The sequence below is a fragment of the Streptomyces sp. NPDC002513 genome (genome assembly GCF_053595355.1).
In genome coordinates, this window is record NZ_JBSFXK010000036.1 from 25790 (window position 1) to 42040 (window position 16251).

Annotated in this window: 12 protein-coding genes; 8 read left to right on the plus strand and 4 right to left on the minus strand. The window is 73.6% G+C overall.

The window, feature by feature from the left end; translation table 11 throughout:
* Window positions 1-225 precede the first annotated feature (225 nt).
* From scy to ACWD5Q_RS22645, 6 genes are all read left to right on the plus strand, one after another.
* The gene (gene scy / locus ACWD5Q_RS22620) at window positions 226-4074 is read left to right on the plus strand and encodes a polarized growth protein Scy (RefSeq protein ID WP_451428839.1); all 3849 of its coding nucleotides are present in this window, start codon (window positions 226-228) and stop codon (window positions 4072-4074) included.
* Window positions 4075-4257: 183 nt separating this feature from the next.
* Entirely contained in the window at window positions 4258-5193 is a 936-nt protein-coding gene (locus ACWD5Q_RS22625) for a cellulose-binding protein (protein ID WP_451428840.1), read from the plus strand.
* A gap of 300 nt (window positions 5194-5493) precedes the next feature.
* The gene (locus ACWD5Q_RS22630) at window positions 5494-6750 is read left to right on the plus strand and encodes an SLC13 family permease (RefSeq protein WP_451428880.1); all 1257 of its coding nucleotides are present in this window, start codon (window positions 5494-5496) and stop codon (window positions 6748-6750) included.
* A 6-nt stretch (window positions 6751-6756) separates the two neighbouring features.
* A complete protein-coding gene (locus ACWD5Q_RS22635; protein ID WP_451428841.1) occupies window positions 6757-7257 on the plus strand; it encodes a universal stress protein in 501 nt (166 codons plus the stop codon).
* Window positions 7258-7616: 359 nt separating this feature from the next.
* Window positions 7617-8936, plus strand: a complete 1320-nt coding sequence (locus ACWD5Q_RS22640) for an ABC transporter ATP-binding protein (protein ID WP_451428842.1) — start codon at window positions 7617-7619, stop codon at window positions 8934-8936.
* Complete coding sequence (locus tag ACWD5Q_RS22645) at window positions 8933-9802, plus strand: ABC transporter permease (RefSeq protein WP_451428843.1); 870 nt, start codon at window positions 8933-8935, stop codon at window positions 9800-9802. The genes ACWD5Q_RS22640 and ACWD5Q_RS22645 overlap by 4 nt, the downstream gene beginning before the upstream one ends.
* Window positions 9803-9833: 31 nt before the next feature.
* On the opposite strand, the gene ACWD5Q_RS22650 is transcribed toward ACWD5Q_RS22645, so the two are convergent.
* Window positions 9834-10166 carry an ATP/GTP-binding protein gene (locus tag ACWD5Q_RS22650; RefSeq protein ID WP_451428844.1) on the minus strand — a complete coding sequence of 111 codons (333 nt, stop codon included), beginning with the start codon at window positions 10164-10166 and terminating at the stop codon, window positions 9834-9836.
* Window positions 10167-10387: 221 nt separating this feature from the next.
* On the opposite strand from ACWD5Q_RS22650, the gene ACWD5Q_RS22655 reads away from it, so the two are divergent.
* Complete coding sequence (locus ACWD5Q_RS22655; protein ID WP_451428845.1) at window positions 10388-11416, plus strand: LLM class flavin-dependent oxidoreductase; 1029 nt, start codon at window positions 10388-10390, stop codon at window positions 11414-11416.
* A gap of 104 nt (window positions 11417-11520) precedes the next feature.
* Here the strand turns inward: ACWD5Q_RS22655 and ACWD5Q_RS22660 are convergent, their stop codons facing one another.
* Complete coding sequence (locus tag ACWD5Q_RS22660) at window positions 11521-11913, minus strand: SCO5389 family protein (protein ID WP_451428846.1); 393 nt, start codon at window positions 11911-11913, stop codon at window positions 11521-11523.
* Between the two features lie 290 nt (window positions 11914-12203).
* Between ACWD5Q_RS22660 and nucS the strand changes: the two genes are divergently transcribed.
* Window positions 12204-12875 carry an endonuclease NucS gene (nucS, locus tag ACWD5Q_RS22665; RefSeq protein ID WP_451428847.1) on the plus strand — a complete coding sequence of 224 codons (672 nt, stop codon included), beginning with the start codon at window positions 12204-12206 and terminating at the stop codon, window positions 12873-12875.
* 87 nt (window positions 12876-12962) lie between these two features.
* Here nucS and ACWD5Q_RS22670 read toward each other — a convergent pair whose 3' ends face one another.
* Together ACWD5Q_RS22670 and ACWD5Q_RS22675 are read right to left on the minus strand one after the other, a co-directional pair.
* Window positions 12963-15608, minus strand: coding sequence for an ATP-binding protein (locus tag ACWD5Q_RS22670; RefSeq protein WP_451428848.1), 2646 nt, complete (start codon window positions 15606-15608; stop codon window positions 12963-12965).
* 245 nt (window positions 15609-15853) lie between these two features.
* Window positions 15854-16177 (minus strand): STAS domain-containing protein, encoded by a 324-nt coding sequence (locus tag ACWD5Q_RS22675; protein ID WP_451428849.1) that lies wholly within the window; start codon window positions 16175-16177, stop codon window positions 15854-15856.
* Between the last annotated feature and the right edge of the window lie 74 nt (window positions 16178-16251).

Consider the following 16251-nt stretch of genomic DNA (forward strand, 5'->3'; position numbering starts at 1 on the left):
ATAAGGGCCGGTAGGGTTGGGGCCGGTCGTCGCTCCACCAGGGCGACCGCGTCCCGTCGTGACGACGGGACGGGAGACCGGGGTCCGGGTTTTCGGGGGACGAGCGTCGGGGCGGCAGCCCATGCTCCGCCGTTGATCTGACACCATTCCCCGGGGGCTCCGTTCGGCGGATGAACGGGGCTCGTTTGGAGAGACTTGCGACCAGGGGACGGATGGGACCGCGCAGTGCGGGGCTACGAACGCCAGGAGCGAGAGCCGGCGGCTGACGTCGACCACCTCTCTCGGTTCGAGGCCGAGATGGAGCGGCTGAAGACCGAGCGGGAAAAGGCGATCCAGCACGCCGAGGACCTCGGCTACCAGGTCGAGGTGCTGCGCGCCAAGCTGCACGAGGCGCGCCGCACGCTCATGACCCGTCCCGCCTACGACGGGGCCGACCTCGGCTATCAGGCCGAGCAGATGCTCCGTACGGCGCAGATGCAGGCGGACCAGCTGCGGGCGGACGCGGAGCGCGAGCTGAGCCAGGCCCGCGCGCAGACGCAGCGCATCCTCCAGGAGCACGCCGAGCAGGTCGCCCGCCTCCAGGCGGAGCTGCACGCGGAGGCGGTCACCCGCCGCCAGCAGCTGGACCAGGAGCTGGCGGAGCGCCGGCAGACCGTCGAGTCGCACGTCAACGAGAACGTGGCGTGGGCGGAGCAGCTGCGCGCCCGCTCCGAGTCGCAGGCCCGCCGGCTGGTCGAGGAGTCGCGCGCCGAGGCCGAGCAGTCCCTGGCCGCCGCCCGCGCCGAGGCCGAGCGGCTCACCGCCGAGGCCCGGCAGCGGCTGCAGAGCGAGTCCGAGGGCGCCCGCGCCGAGGCCGACCAGCTCCTGCGCCGGGCCCGCGCGGACGCCGAGCGGCTGCTCGACGCCGCGTCCACCCAGGCCCAGGAGGCCACCGACCACGCCGAGCAGCTGCGGTCCGCCACCGCGAGCGAGTCGGACGCCGCCCGCCGTCAGGCGACGGAGCTGAGCCGGGCCGCCGAGCAGCGGATGGCGGAGGCCGAGACGGCCCTGCGCGAGGCGCGTACCGAGGCCGACCGGGCCGTCACCGAGGCGAAGGATGCCGCCGCCAAGGCCCTCGCCGGTGCCGAGTCGACCAACGAGCAGCGCACCCGCACCGCCAAGGAGCAGGTCGCCCGGCTGGTCAGCGAGGCCACCAAGGAGGCGGAGGCCACCAAGGCCGAGGCCGAGCAGGTGGTCGCGGACGCGCGTGCCGAGGCCGAGAAGATCGTCACCGAGGCCGCCGAGAAGGCCCGCAGCATCACCGCCGAGGAGACCGCCTCCCAGCTCGCCAAGACCGCTCGTACGGCCGAGGACGTCCTCACCAAGGCGTCGGAGGACGCCAAGGCGACCACCAAGGCCGCCGCCGAGGAGGCCGAGCGGATCCGCCGGGAGGCGGAGACCGAGGCGGACCGGCTGCGCGCCGAGGCGCACGACATCTCGGAGCAGCTCAAGGGCGCGGCGAAGGACGACACCAAGGAGTACCGCGCCAAGACCGTCGAGCTACAGGAGGAGGCCCGGCGGCTGCGCGGCGAGGCCGAGCAGCTCCGCTCCGAGGCGGTCGCCGAGGGCGAGAAGATCCGCGCCGAGGCCCGGCGCGAGGCCGTCCAGCAGATCGAGGAGGCGGCCAGGACCGCCGAGGAGCTGCTCGCCAAGGCGAAGGCCGACGCGGACGAGCTGCGCCAGAGCGCCGGCACCGACAGCGAGAAGGTCCGCGCCGAGGCCATCGACCGCGCCTCGCTGCTGCGCCGCCAGGCCGAGGAGACCCTGGAGCGCGCCCGCACGGAGGCCGAGACCCAGCGCGCCGAGGCCGTCGAGCTGTCGGACGCGATCAAGGAGCAGGCGGAGAAGGCCGCCCGCGAGCTGCGCGAGGAGACCGAGCGGGCCGTCCAGGCGCGCCGCACGGAGGCCGCCGAGGAGCTGGCCCGTGTCCAGGCCGAGGCCGAGCAGCGGCTCGCCTCCGCCGAACAGGCGCTCTCCGACGCACGGGCGGAGGCCGAGCGGATCCGCCGCGAGGCCGTCGACGAGGCCGACCGGCTGCGTGCCGAGGCCGCCGAGCGCAGCCGTACGCTCCAGGCGCAGGCCGGGGCCGAGGCCGACCGGCTGCGCACGGAGGCCGCCGCCGACGCGTCCGCCTCCCGCGCCGAGGGCGAGGCCATCGCCGTACGTCTGCGGTCGGACGCGGCGGCCGAGGCCGAGCGGCTGAAGGTGGAGGCGCAGGACACCGCCGACCGGGTCCGGGCCGAGGCCCAGGCCGCCGCCGAGCGGCTGGCCGCCGAGGCCACGGAGACGCTCGCCGCCGCCCAGGAGGAGGCCGCCCGGCGCCGCCGCGAGGCCGAGGAACTGCTCGGCGGCGCACGCCAGGAGGCCGACCAGGAGCGCGAGCGGGCCCGCGCGCAGAGCGAGGAACTGCTCGCGGTGGCGCGCGCCCGCGTCGAGGAGGCCCAGGCCGAGGCCGTACGCCTGGTGGAGGAGGCCGACCGGCGCGCCACCGAGATGGTGTCGGCCGCCGAGCTCCACGCCCAGCAGGTGCGGGACTCCGTGGCCGGGCTGCACGAGCAGGCCCAGGACGAGATCACCGGACTGCGCTCGGCCGCCGAGCACGCGGCGGAGCGGACGCGCGCCGAGGCGCAGGAGGAGGCCGACCGGGTCCGCGCCGACGCCCACGCGGAGCGCGAGCGGGCCACCGAGGACGCGAACCGCGTCCGCCGGCAGGCTGCCGAGGAGACGGACGCCGCCAAGTCGCTGGCCGAGCGGACGGTCACGGAGGCGATCGCCGAGGCCGAGCGGGTCCGCTCGGACGCCACCGAGCACGCCCAGCGCGCCCGGACCGAGGCGTCGGACACCATCGCCACCGCCGAGCAGGACGCGGCGCGCACCCGCGCGCAGGCGCGCGAGGACGCGAACCGGATCCGTTCGGACGCGGCCACGCAGGCGGACGCCCTCATCACCGAGGCGGCGTCGGAGGCCGAGCGGCTGACCGTGGAGACCGCCGCCGAGGCCGAGCGGGTCCGGGCCGAGTCCGTGGCCACGGCCGACGCGCTCCTTGCGGAGGCCACCGGCGAGGCGGAGCGGCTGCGGGCGGAGGCCGCCGAGACGGTCGGGTCCGCGCAGGCGCACGCCGAGCGTGTCCGCGGCGAGTCGGAGCGGCTGCGGGCCGGGGCGGAGGCGGAGGCCGAGCGGGTCACCACGGCCGCGCGCGAGGAGGCCGGCCACACCCTGGACGAGGCGCGCAGGGATGCCAACAAGCGGCGTTCCGAGGCGGCCGAACAGGTGGACACGCTGATCTCGGAGACCGCGGCCGAGGCCGACAAGCTGCTCGCGGAGGCCCAGCAGACCGCGCGCACGACGACGGCGGAGGCCGAGGCGCAGGCGGACACGATGGTGGGTGCCGCGCGCAAGGAGGCCGAGCGCCTGGTCGCCGAGGCGACGGTCGAGGGCAACACGCTGGTGGAGCGGGCCCGGTCGGACGCGGACGAACTGCTCGTCGGCGCGCGCCGGGACGCGACCGCGACCCGGGAACGCACGGAGGAGCTGCGCCAGCGCGTCACCGCGGAGGTCGAGGAGCTGCACGAGCGGGCGCGGCGCGAGTCGGCCGAGGCGATGAAGTCGGCGGGCGAGCGGTGCGACGCGCTGGTCAAGGCCGCCGAGGAACAGCTTCAGACGGCCAAGGCCGAGGCGGAGGAGACCCTCTCGGAGGCCGACTCCGAGGCGGGCAAGGTCCGTATCGCCGCGGTCAAGAAGGCGGAGGGCTTGCTGAAGGAGGCCGAGCAGAAGAAGGCCACGCTGGTCGCCGAGGCCGAGCAGATCAAGGCCGAGGCCATCCGCGAGGCCCGCAAGGCCGTCGAGGAGGGCAAGCGGGAACTGGAGATCCTGGTGCGCCGGCGTGCGGACATCAACACGGAGATCTCCCGCGTCCAGGACGTCCTGGAGGCGCTGGAGTCCTTCGAGGCGCCGTCCGGTGGCAAGGACGGCGGTGTCAAGGCCGGAGCCGCTGCGGGCGCGACCCGTTCGGGTGGCAAAGCGTCAGAAGGGTAGCCAGAAGCGCCGATTCTGTGCTTGCCGGGACACGTTTCCCACAGGTCCTGGCAAGCCCCCCGACAGTCAGCCACCCAAAAGAGGTGTCATTCTCCAGATCAAACACGCATCCGCTCGATGACACGCCGCATCGAGCCCTAGGATTCCCTTATCACCTCACTGGTCTCATTCGACAGGAACCCCATGAGCGACACTTCCCCCTACGGCTTCGAGCTTGTGCGGCGTGGGTACGACCGCGCTCAGGTGGACGAACGGATCTCCAAGCTCGTCTCCGACCGTGACAGTGCTCTCGCGCGCATCACCGCGCTGGAGAAGCGCATCGAGGAGCTCCACCTCGAGACGCAGAACGCCCAGGCCCAGGTCAGCGACGCGGAGCCGTCGTACGCGGGTCTCGGCGCACGCGTCGAGAAGATCCTCCGTCTCGCCGAGGAGGAGGCCAAGGACCTGCGCGAGGAGGCCCGCCGCGCCGCCGAACAGCACCGTGAGCTGGCCGAGTCGGCGGCCCAGCAGGTGCGCAACGACGCGGAGTCCTTCGCTGCGGAGCGCAAGGCCAAGGCCGAGGACGAGGGCGTCCGGATCGTCGACAAGGCCAAGAGCGACGCCTCGCAGCTGCGTACCGAGGCGCAGAAGGACGCGCAGTCCAAGCGCGAGGAGGCGGACGCCCTCTTCGAGGAGACCCGCGCCAAGGCCGCGCAGGCCGCCGCCGACTTCGAGACGAACCTCGCCAAGCGGCGCGAGCAGTCCGAGCGTGACCTGGCGTCCCGTCAGGCCAAGGCCGAGAAGCGGCTGGCCGAGATCGAGCACCGTGCCGAGCAGCTGCGCCTGGAGGCGGAGAAGCTGCGTACGGACGCCGATCGCCGCGCCCGCCAGACGGTGGAGACGGCCCAGCGCCAGGCCGAGGACATCGTGGCCGACGCCAACGCCAAGGCCGACCGCATCCGCTCGGAATCCGAGCGCGAGCTGGCCGCCCTGACGAACCGTCGCGACTCCATCAACGCCCAGCTCACGAACGTCCGCGAGATGCTCGCGACGCTCACGGGCGCGGCGGTGGCCGCCGCGGGCGCACCGGCCGAGGACGAGCCGATCTCCCGTGGGGTTCCGGCGCAGCAGACCCGGTAACACCTGACCGGCCGTCTGGACAGGGCCCGCACCCGAGGGGTGCGGGCCCTGTCGTACGCGGGCTCCTTCCGTACGGCCCCGGCCGTGGGGACCAGACGACCTGCCGCTCAGACCCAAGCCTGTCTGCATCCGCCGGCCCGAGGACCCGCTCACCCTCGAAGAGATCGACCTGCGCGACCGGCTCCAGGCCCAGCCCCACCCGAACGCCACAGACACCCCCGTGGATGACGTCGCGATCGTACGCGCGAAGGTGTACGACGAACTCCTCACGCTAGGACTCCACCCGGAAAGGCTCCGCCCCTGAACGCCTCACTCGCAGAAGCACTGTCCGGCGTCCTGCTCCTGGCGGTGCTGGCCTGCGCGGTGATCCGGCCATGGGGCTGGCCGGAGGCCGTCGTGGCCGTCCCCGCCGCCGGGGTGGTCATCGCCACCGGCGCGATCTCGCTCGACCACGCGGCGGCCGAGGCCGCCCGGCTGGGCCCGGTGATCGGCTTCCTCGCGGCCGTCCTGGTCCTGGCCCAGCTGTGCGACGACGAGGGCCTGTTCCACGCCTGCGGCGCCTGGATGGCCCGCAGGGCGGCCGGCCGGCCCCGTCGGCTTCTCGTCTTCGTCTTCGTGACGGCCTCGCTGATCACCGCGGTGCTCAGCCTAGACGCCACGGTGGTGCTGCTGACCCCGGTGGTGTTCGCCACCGCCGCCCGGCTGGGCGCCCGCGCGAAGCCGCACGTCTACGCCTGCACCCACCTGTCCAACACCGCCTCGCTCCTGCTGCCGGTCTCCAACCTGACCAACCTGCTGGCGTTCGCCGCCAGCGGCCTGGCCTTCACCCGCTTCGCCGCGTTGATGGCGCTGCCCTGGCTGGTCGCGATCGGCGCCGAGTACGTGGTGATCCGCCGCTTCTTCGTCACCGACCTGGACGCGGGCGCCGAGGCCCCGCCCGCCGACGAGCCCCGCGAACTGCCGCTGTTCGCCCTGCTCACGGTTGCGGGCACCCTGGCGGGCTTCGTGCTGACCTCGGCGGTCGGCATCAACCCGGCCTGGGCGGCGGCCGCGGGCGCCGCCGTCCTGGCGGCCCGTGCCCTGGCCCGGCGCCGCACCACCCCCACGGCGATCGTTCGGGCCGCAGCCCTCCCGTTCTGCGCCTTCGTCCTGGCGCTGGGCATCGTGGTCCGCGCGGTCGTCGACAACGGACTCGCGGGCGCGCTGGGCCATCTGGTGCCCGGCGGCACCGGCCTGGCGGCCCTTCTGGCCATCGCGGCACTGGCTGCCGTACTGGCGAACGTCATCAACAACCTGCCCGCCGTCCTGGTACTGCTGCCACTGACCGCCCCCACCGGCCCGGGCGCCGTCCTGGCCGTGCTCCTCGGCGTGAACATCGGCCCGAACCTCACCTACGCCGGCTCGCTGGCCACCCTGCTGTGGCGGCGCATCGTGCGTGAACACGACACGGACGTAGAGCTGGGCGAGTTCACCCGGCTCGGCCTGTTCGCCGTGCCCGCCGCCCTACTGCTCGCGGTGGTGGCACTGTGGGTCTCGCTCCAATCGATCGGAGGCTGAACACCCGTGACCGTCATCGTCTGGATCGTGGAGGGCACCTGGCCCGCCTGCGTCGACGCCGCGCGCACCCACACGCCCGCAGACGCCGACCTGGTGCTGCTGCACGTCACCGGCCACGAGGTGCCGGGCACCGCACACGGCGCCCACGCCGGACTACTGGGCCGCGCACGCCCCGACCGCGACCCCGGCACCGCAGTGGAACACCTGGCCGCCGCCTCGGCAGAACAGCTCCTGGCCAGAGCGGCCGAGCGGCTGGGACGCCCGTGTACCCGGCAAGAGCGCTCGGGCCGCGTCGAAGGGGAAGTCGTGGCCGCCGCAGAAGGCGCCGACCTGCTCATCCTCGCCCGAGACGGCGACCGCACCCACCTCGGCCCCCGCAGCCTCGGCCCCGCCAGCCGCTTCATCGTCGACCACGCCCCCTGCCCCGTCCTGCTGGTCTGGCCAGAGTCCGCCCCCGGCACGGCCACCGTCCCGCCACCGCCACCCCACCCGCCGCACCATCGCTAGTGCTGCGACCGGAAAGGTTCACCGGCTCAAGATCAAGTCCTTAGCGCCAACGGCTGTACCGATGGTCCCCACGGCCGGTCCCCCAGGGCGGTCTCGGGATCATGGTGCTGTGGGTGGCCGGGGGTGCGTCCTGCTGAGGAGACGAGACGCCCGAGCATCCGGCCGCCGTCCCGCCCCCGCGCCGTGGGCGCCGCTGACCGGGCAGGGCCGCCGCTTCCCAGGGGAGGGGCCGGTTCACGCCGGTGAGCTGCGAGATTTTACATTCTCTTGAGTGGAACCGTCAGCGCCCGGATATCCTCCTAACCCTTACGGGGGCAGTGTGGGCCCCGACGTCCTGAACCTTTCGATGGGTGCGGAGCATGATCGAGGCAGTCGGCCTGACGAAGCGCTACGGCGACAAGACGGCCGTGTACAACCTTTCCTTCCAGGTGCGGCCGGGTGCCGTCACCGGCTTTCTCGGGCCCAACGGCTCGGGCAAGTCGACGACCATGCGGATGATCCTCGGCCTGGACAATCCCACCTCCGGGCAGGTGACGATCGGCGGCTACCCGTACCGCAGGCTGCCGAACGCCCCCCGCCAGGTCGGCGCCCTGCTCGACGCCAAGGCCGTGCACGGCGGCCGGTCCGCCCGCAATCACCTGCTCAGCCTGGCCCAGCTGTCCGGTATCCCGGCCCGCCGCGTCGACGAGGTGCTCGGCGTCGTCGGGCTCCAGGACGTGGCCAGGAAGCGGTCCAAGGGCTTCTCCCTCGGTATGGGCCAGCGTCTCGGCATCGCCGCCGCGCTCCTCGGCGATCCCCAGGTGCTGCTGTTCGACGAACCGGTCAACGGCCTCGACCCCGAGGGCATCCTCTGGGTGCGCAATCTGATGAAGGCGCTCGCGGCGGAGGGCCGCACGGTCTTCGTCTCCTCTCATCTGATGAGCGAGATGGCGCTCACCGCCGACCACCTGATCGTGATCGGGCGCGGGCAGTTGCTGGCCGACATGAGCGTCACGGACTTCATCTCGGCCAACTCCGCCGACTTCGCGCGGGTGCGCACACCCGACAGCGAGCCGCAGCAGCGCGAGAAGCTGACCTCCGCGCTCACCGAGGCGGGCGGCCATGTGCTGCCCGAGCAGGACGGCGCGCTGCGGATCACCGGGCTGCCGCTGCCGCGCATCAGCGACATCGCGCACGACAGCGACGTACGCCTGTGGGAGCTGTCGCCGCACCAGGCGTCGCTGGAAGAGGCGTACATGCGGATGACGCAGGCCGCGGTCGACTACCGCTCGACCATCGACCAGAAGGCCGGTCTGATGCAGCCGCTGCCGCCTGGCGTGCAGCCTCCGTCGCCGGTGCCGGGGCAGGGCCAGCCGGGCTGGTACGCCCCGCCGCCGCCCCAGCAGGGCGGGCAGCCGTTCGCGCTGCCCGGGCAGCCGCCCGCGAGCCCCTACGGCGGTCCGGGCACGCCCGCCGCGAACGGGCAGCCGAACCCCTACGCACAGCCGGCCCCGCAGCACCAGGCCCCGGCCGCCACGGCCCCGGCCACGGCTCCCGCGGCCCCGGCCGCCACGCCCACCCCCGCGGCCCCGCAGCCGCCCGCGCAGCCGGCGGCCGCCACTCCCCCCGCCCCGGCCGCCGCCCCGGCTCCCGCTCCCGCCCCTGCCGCCGACCTGACCAAGTCCGAGGACGCCCGATGAGCACGCCCCAGACCCCGATGCCGCAGGCCGCGCCCGCCTGGCAGCCGGCCCCCGGCTCCGCGTATCCCACCTACACCTCACCGATCCCCGTGGTGCGCACCCACCTCGGGCACGCCATCGCCTCGGAGTGGACGAAGATCAGGTCGGTGCGCTCCACGATGTGGACGCTGGGCGTGTTCGTGCTGCTCGTGGTCGGCATCGGCCTGCTGGTCGCCGCGCTGGTGGCCGCCCACGCCGGGGCGGGGGAGCTGACCGGGCAGAACCCGCTGTCGTTCGGCGTCTTCGGGCTGCTGCTCGGCAGCATGTGCCTCATCACGCTCGGCGTGCTGACCACGGCCTCGGAGTACGGCACCGGCATGATCCGGACCACGATGGTCGCCTGCCCCTCCCGCGGACGGGTGCTGGCGGCGAAGGCGGTGGTGTTCTTCGCGGTCGCGTTCACCGTGACCCTGGTCTCCGTCGCCCTCGTCGCCCTCGCCGACGTGGCCCTGCTCGACGGCGCCCGGACGCCTTCCGGCGGGGAGTGGCTGAAGGGCACGCTCGGCATCTCGCTCTATCTCGCGCTGCTCGGGCTGCTCTCGCTCGCCGTCGGCTCGGTCATCCGGCACTCGGCGGGCGCCATCACCGTCATGATCGGCCTTGTGCTGGCGCCGCTGGTCATCGCGCTGTTCATGTTCTCGGACTCCCTCGACGGCCTGCGCAAGGCCCTGTTCGAGTACTCGATCCCGAACCAGCTCAGCGTCTTCTACTCCAACTCCCTTACCTCGTCGGGCCCGTCCGGCTGGGACCCGCTGTGGATCATCGCGGTGGTGACCGCCGCCGTCTTCGCGGGCGCGTGGCTGCTGCTGGAGCGGCGGGACGTGTAGTCAGTCCTTCAGAGCTCCGAACTCTCAGGCCTCAGTACCTCGGCGCGTGACGGGACCGCTGCACCCGCGTGGTGCGGCGGTCCTTCGCGTTCCAGCACGCCCGGTGCCAGTGCCGGCGGTCTTCCACGCCGGCGTGCTCGGGCCAGGCCACCACGTGCGGGACGCCGGAGGGGATCACCTGGTCGCAGCCCGGGCAGCGGTAGGTCTTGCCCTCGGCCGCGGCGCCCGCCACATGGCGCACGCTCCACTCCTCGCCGCGCCAGCTCTCGGTGGTCTGCCGGCCTCCGAAGCGGGGCTGGTCGTCCCCGTCCGCGCTCCGGCCGGACGAGCCTGAGCCCTTGGGGCGGTTGCGACGCGGAGACACGGAACACCTCACGGAGCCATCCGGGGAGCAGGAACGTATCCAGCCTACGCGGGCCCCGCGGGGGTACGCGTACGTATCCAACCCTGACAGACCCCCCTCCCACCGGCCGATTACGTAGACAATCCGCAAATCTCCTCGTGAGGCCGTGACTTGGGCACATGTCAGGCAGTTATGCCGGGCGGGGGAGCTCCGTGTCGGAGCCAGGAAAGCAGGAAAATGCCATGCGCGTAGGAAGTTTTGTACTGGCGGCCCGGTTTCCGGGCCAGGGGCAGGGGGAGGCGCTGCATCGTGCGGTGCGGTCCGCCGACGTGGCCGAGGAGGCGGGCCTCGACGCGGTATGGCTGGCCGAGCACCACTTCGTGCCGTACGGGACGTGCCCCTCCGCCGTCACCCTGGCGGCCCTCCTGCTGGGCCGCACCCGCCGGATCCGGGTCGGCACGGCGGTGAGCGTGCTGCCCACCTCCCACCCGGTGGCGCTCGGCGAGCAGGCCGCGCTGCTGCACCTCACCACGGGCGGGCGCTTCTCCCTCGGGGTGGGGCGCGGCGGCCCCTGGGTGGACCTGGAGGTCTTCGGCACGGGCCTGCGGGCGTACGAGACGGACTTCCCCGAATCACTCGATCTGCTGGTGCGCTGGCTGCGCGAACCCTCCGTCGCCGCCGCGGGGGAACGATTCACCTTCCGTGAAGTCCCCGTCGTCCCGCGCCCGTCCGAGTCGCTCACCGACACCGAGGGCCCCGAGGTCGTCGTCGCCTGCACCTCACCCGTGAGCGTACGGCTGGCGGCCGAGCGGGGGCTGCCGATGCTCCTCGGCATGCATGTCGGGGACGAGGAGAAGGCGGACATGGTCGCGCTGTGGCGCAGTTGCGCGCACGCGGCCGGGATCGACGCGGACGCGATCGCCCGAGCCGGTCATGTCTCGGCGGGCGTCTGCCAGATCGCCGACCGCCGCACCGACGCGGTCGAGACACTGACGAAGGCGATGCCGGCTTGGCTGAAACTAGGGCTCGACGCGCATGTGACGGTCGACGGCCGGACCCGGACCATGCGGGACCCGCTGGCGTACACCGAACTGCTCTGCGGACTGCACCCGGTGGGCACCCCGCGGCTGTGCGCGGACCGGCTGGCGGCGACCTCGGAGCGCACGGGCATCCGCCGCTTCGCCCTGCTGCTCGAGGGCTCCGGGGACCTCGCGGCCACGGAGGAGAACGTGCGCAGGCTGGGTGCCGAGGTGCTCCCCCAGCTCTGCTGAACCCGCCGGGCCGGGCCCGTCACCCGGGCCCGGCGGGAGCTTGCCGCTCCGGTACAGATGCACCTCCCGCGTACCGAGCGGCAAGCCTTACGGCTTGGTGTGTCTCAGCAGTCGCGCAGTTCCGGCGACTGGTTGAGCAGTTGACCGCGGATCGACGTGAAGCGAGCCAACCTGTCGTCCACTGAGGCGTCCAGCGGGAACACCGCCACCCGGTGGCAGTTCTGGAAGGCCAGGCGCACTCCGAAGTGCCGCTGCAGGGCGCCGCGTATCGCGTCGCTGGCAAGCGCACGCAGCAGCTGTCCACGTGCCTGCTCGTCCGGCGGGGGCGTCTGGTTGTCGGCGAACTCGCCGCCGTCCACCTTCAGCTGGGCCACCAAAGAGCTGATCATCTCCCACGCATAGGGCAGGGAGGTCCGGACGCAGTCGACGAAATCGGCTTCGTCGACCTCGCCTCGCTCGGCCTGTTCAAGTAGGGCCGGTGAGACGTCGAGCGACATGGGTACTCCTCTCGCACCCCGAGACCACAGGGGTTTACGGACAGGGAAGGGAGCTCGCACCATCGAACACGCTGCGTACACGCCGCGCGACCTCCTGGTTACTACCGTAGGCAACGGCCGGGGGCGGCACCAGGAGAATGCGCACAGAGCCGACTCTCATTAGGCACACAACCAGCCATTGGCGAACAGGGGCATCCCGGGTGAAACGGAGGACGTGGGGAGAGCGCCGCCGGAGGGGCCAAGGAGGGCGAATCGCGCCGGGGCGGTGAGGTCGAGTAGCGTTGCCGACCATGCGTCTCGTCATTGCCCGGTGCTCCGTCGACTACGCGGGTCGGCTCACCGCCCACCTTCCCTCCGCACCTCGTCTGATCTTGGTGAAGGCGGACGGCAGCGTCTCGATCCACGCGGACGACCGGGCCTACAAGCCCCTCAACTGGATGTCGCCGCCCTGCACGCTGAAGGAGGGGACGGGGGACGAGGAAGGCGTCTGGACCGTCATCAACAAGACGGGCGAAAAACTGATCATCACGATGGAGGAGGTCCTCCACGACTCCTCGCACGAGCTGGGCGTGGACCCCGGGCTGATCAAGGACGGCGTGGAAGCGCACCTGCAGGAGCTGCTCGCCGACCGCATCGAGACCCTCGGCGAGGGCTACACGCTCATCCGCCGCGAGTACATGACGGCGATCGGCCCGGTGGACATCCTGTGCCGGGACGCCGAGGGCCGGACCGTGGCGATCGAGATCAAGCGGCGCGGCGAGATCGACGGGGTGGAGCAGCTCACGCGCTACCTGGAACTCCTGAACCGCGACCCGCATCTCGCGCCGGTCCGCGGCGTCTTCGCGGCCCAGGAGATCAAGCCCCAGGCCCGCGTCCTCGCCACGGACCGCGGCATCGGCTGCACGGTCCTGGACTACGACGCGCTGCGGGGCATCGAGGACGACAAGCTGCGGCTGTTCTGACCCAGCCGTTCCGGGCTCCGCCGACCGACGGCCGGGGCCGAGCCCGTTCCACAGGGGCTCGGCCCCGGCCGTCGGTCGTGGCGGGCGTCAGACGGCCGCCGCCCCGGAGGAGCCGGAGGACGCCGGGGCGGTGCTGCTCGCGGCGCTGCTCGCGGGGCTGCTGGGCGTCGGGCCGCTCGCCGAGAGGCTGGACGTCGGCGTCATGGTGCCTCCCGTGGTCCCGGCGTTGGCACCGCCGTTCGTACCGCTGGTGGTCCCGTCCGTGGGGCCGCCGCTCGTCCCGTCCGTGGGGCCGCCGCTCGTCCCGCTGGTCGTCCCGTCCGTGGGGCCGCCGTTGGTCCCGCCGGTCGTCCCGTCCGTGGGGCCGCCGTTGGTCCCGCCGGTCGTGCCACCGCCGTGCGACGCGCTGGACGACCCCGACGGCTGGGGCGACTTGGAGGGCGAGCCCGAGGACGTATCGCCACCGGACGGCGTGCCGCGCTGCGGCGACTGGGTGCTCCCCGGCGTTATCGACTCGTCCGAGGTCCCGGGGACGGCGCCCTTGCCCGGGCCGGTCGGGCGGCTCGCGACGCCCACGCCGCCCGAGTCGCCGCCGGACTTGTCCGCGCCGGGGCTGTCGTCGCTGGGGCTCTCGCCGGCCGAGGGGCCCACCCGGACGTTCCCGGACGGGGTGTCGCTGTGGTCGTTGGTCATGCCGAGGGTCACCACGGTGCCGAGCACGGCGACCAGGGCCGCCCCCGCGCCCGCGGCCACCAGATTGCGCCGGGTGCCCCGCACCACACCGCGGAGCCCGCCGGCCCGGGGCACCGCCGCGGGCGTCGCCCGGTAGGTGAGGAGCGTCGCCGTGTCACCGCTCGGCGCGGCCGGCCCGAGGGCAGCCGGTACACCCCTGGGCGGGGACACCGGCCCCTCCTGCCGCGTGCCGGGCGCCTCCTCACCCGTGCGCACGGCGAGCGGCGCCGTGTCCGCACGGTCGGAGACCAGGGCGAGGGCGCGCCGCCCGGCGATCGTGCCGCGCTTGTCGGCGAGGGCGCCGCGCAGCCCGATGGACGCCTCGAGTTCGGCGCGGGCCCGGTCGAGCTGCCCCTCGCAGAGCGCGAGTATGCCCAACTCATGGTGGAAGTAGGCCTGTTCACCGACCTCACCGGCCAGCCGGGACGCCTCCATGCCGGAGCGCAGCGCCCGCTCCCAGGCCCCCCAGTCGAGCCCCGCGGCGAACGCGGGCGCGGCCTGCCGGGCCAGCCGTACGGCGGGGCTCCCGTCCTCGTCCGCTCCGGGCGAGGACGGGGGACCCTCCTGCTCAGCCGGTGCCGGGACCTCGGGGGAGAGGGGCACCAGGACGGTCAGCGCGGCCAGCACGGCGTCCGCTTCGGCCACGACCCTCGCCGGGGTCACGGAGGGGTGTCCGGCCCACCAGGAGTAGTGCTGGGCGGCCTTGACCGCGTACTCCTCCGCCCTGGTCGCGTACCCGGCCGCCTCCAGTTGGGCCGGTACCCCGGCCGCGAGGCGGTAGCGGGAGCCGACCGGGGAGACCAGCGCGCAGTCGGCCAGCTCGGCCAGCGCCGCGTCCGCGTGGGTGTCGTCCACGAGGGCCGGCAGATGGGTCTGGTGGGGCACCTCGCCGCCCAGCGCGACCGCGAACCTGAGCGTCTCGCGCGCCGAGGCGCTGAGCCGGGAGGCGAGCAGCGGGGCGGCCGCGGCGGCCTCGGCGAGGGACGGCAGGGGTACGCCGGGTCCGTCCCCGGCGTCACGGGCGCCGGCCTGCTCGGGCGCCGCGGCGGAGGGGACGTCCTGGAAGACGCCGAACTCGTCGACGGCGTCCTCCTCGGCCCGCTGCCGGTCCCGCTGCCGCAGCAGCGCACCGGCCTGCATGAAGCGCAGCGGCAGCCCCTCGGACTCGAACCACAGGTCGCCCGCCCAGTTCACCTCCTCCTCCGTGAGGTCGCGGCCGACGGCGCGCTCCAGGAGTTCCAGGCTGCCCGCGCGGTCGAGGCCGCCGAGGAAGACCTCCTCCACGTGCGAGTCGGCCGAGGGCGCGGGCACCTCGGGGGTGGCGGAGAGCAGGAAGGCGCACTCGGGCGTCGCGTCGAGCAGTTCGTCGAGCGCGCTGCCGCCGAACTCCAGGTCGTCCAGGACGACGACGGCGCCGATCTCCTGGAGATACCGCGTCAGCTCGTCCCGGCCCGGGCGGAACTGGGGCGCGTCGTACACGGCGGTGAAGAGGTCGTGCAGCAGGTCGCTCGTGGTGCGCCGGTAGCCGGAGAGGCGGACCACACCGTCGGGGGCGAGGTCCGCGCAGTCCTCCGCGACGAGGTCCAGGAGCGCGGTGCGGCCGGAGCCGGACGGGCCGGTGAGCCGGACCGAACGGCCGCGTGCGAGGAGCCGCACCAGCCGCTCCCGCTCCTCCTGGCGCTCCAGCAGGGGCGGCTGCGGCCGGGCCGGACCGGGCGGTACCGGCGGCTTCGCGGAGCGGGCCCGCTCCGCCCGCTCGGCGGCGGTGTGCTTCGCCGGCGGCTCGGGCCGCCGGCCGGGCGGGCACACCTCTATCTCGCTGCCGTCGACGGGGTTGACGGTGACGAGGAAGTCACCCGCCACGAGCGGCACGGTGCGGGCGAGTGCCGGCGCCGGCTGCGCGAAGTCGGATGTCATGGGGTCCCGCGGCGGGCGCTGGCGCGGTGTGCCACGGTCGCCGTCGTGACCGTACTCCTCGGGTCCCGGCTGGTTCGGGTCCATAGGTCCAAGCCCCCCAAAAGCGTTGTGTGCTGAGCCCCTCCCGGCCTTGCCGCACACTGCGCTGTCGCTTCTGGTCCGGTGCCCGCACGAGGGACGCGGGCGGCGGGCACGCGCACCCTAAACCTTCACACAGTATCTCCGACGAACCGGGGTACCGCCCGGTCCGAGACGTCACAGTCTCGTGAGGATTGCGCGTGACGTACGTTTCGTCGGCGTCCACTCCCCTGGCGCCGCGCGCCGGGCGCTCACACCCCGGGCAGTGACTCCACGCCGATGCCGCCCTCGATGGCCAGGATCCGGTGCAGCCGGGTGGCCACCAGCAGGCGCTGCATCTGCGGCGGGACGGCACGCAGCACCAGCCGCCGGCCGCACCGCCCGGCCCGCCGGTGGACGCCCATGATCACCCCGAGCCCGGTGGCGTCCCAGGAGTCCAGTTCGGACAGGTCGAGCACCAGGTCGCCGATCCCGTCGTCGACGGCCGAATGAAGGACCGTACGGGCGTCCGCCGCGCTGCGGACGTCGAGGCGGCCCCCGACGACCAGCTCGGCGTGGTCGCCCCTGATGAACATATGTGCTCCCCGAGAGTGCGTCGTCCGTACTCCGTGTGGTGGCGGTGCTTGTGCAACCTCTGACTGCGCCGAAG

What these genes read in the sequence shown, in the direction of transcription:
- ACWD5Q_RS22625 (WP_451428840.1), top strand. Translation starts at nt 4,258, where the DNA reads ATGAGCGACACTTCCCCCTACGGCTTCGAGCTTGTGCGGCGTGGGTAC.
- ACWD5Q_RS22640 (WP_451428842.1), top strand. Translation starts at nt 7,617, where the DNA reads ATGATCGAGGCAGTCGGCCTGACGAAGCGCTACGGCGACAAGACGGCC.
- ACWD5Q_RS22645 (WP_451428843.1), top strand. Translation starts at nt 8,933, where the DNA reads ATGAGCACGCCCCAGACCCCGATGCCGCAGGCCGCGCCCGCCTGGCAG.
- ACWD5Q_RS22655 (WP_451428845.1), top strand. Translation starts at nt 10,388, where the DNA reads ATGCGCGTAGGAAGTTTTGTACTGGCGGCCCGGTTTCCGGGCCAGGGG.
- ACWD5Q_RS22660 (WP_451428846.1), bottom strand. Translation starts at nt 11,913, where the DNA reads ATGTCGCTCGACGTCTCACCGGCCCTACTTGAACAGGCCGAGCGAGGC.
- nucS (WP_451428847.1), top strand. Translation starts at nt 12,204, where the DNA reads ATGCGTCTCGTCATTGCCCGGTGCTCCGTCGACTACGCGGGTCGGCTC.
- ACWD5Q_RS22670 (WP_451428848.1), bottom strand. Translation starts at nt 15,608, where the DNA reads ATGGACCCGAACCAGCCGGGACCCGAGGAGTACGGTCACGACGGCGAC.
- ACWD5Q_RS22675 (WP_451428849.1), bottom strand. Translation starts at nt 16,177, where the DNA reads ATGTTCATCAGGGGCGACCACGCCGAGCTGGTCGTCGGGGGCCGCCTC.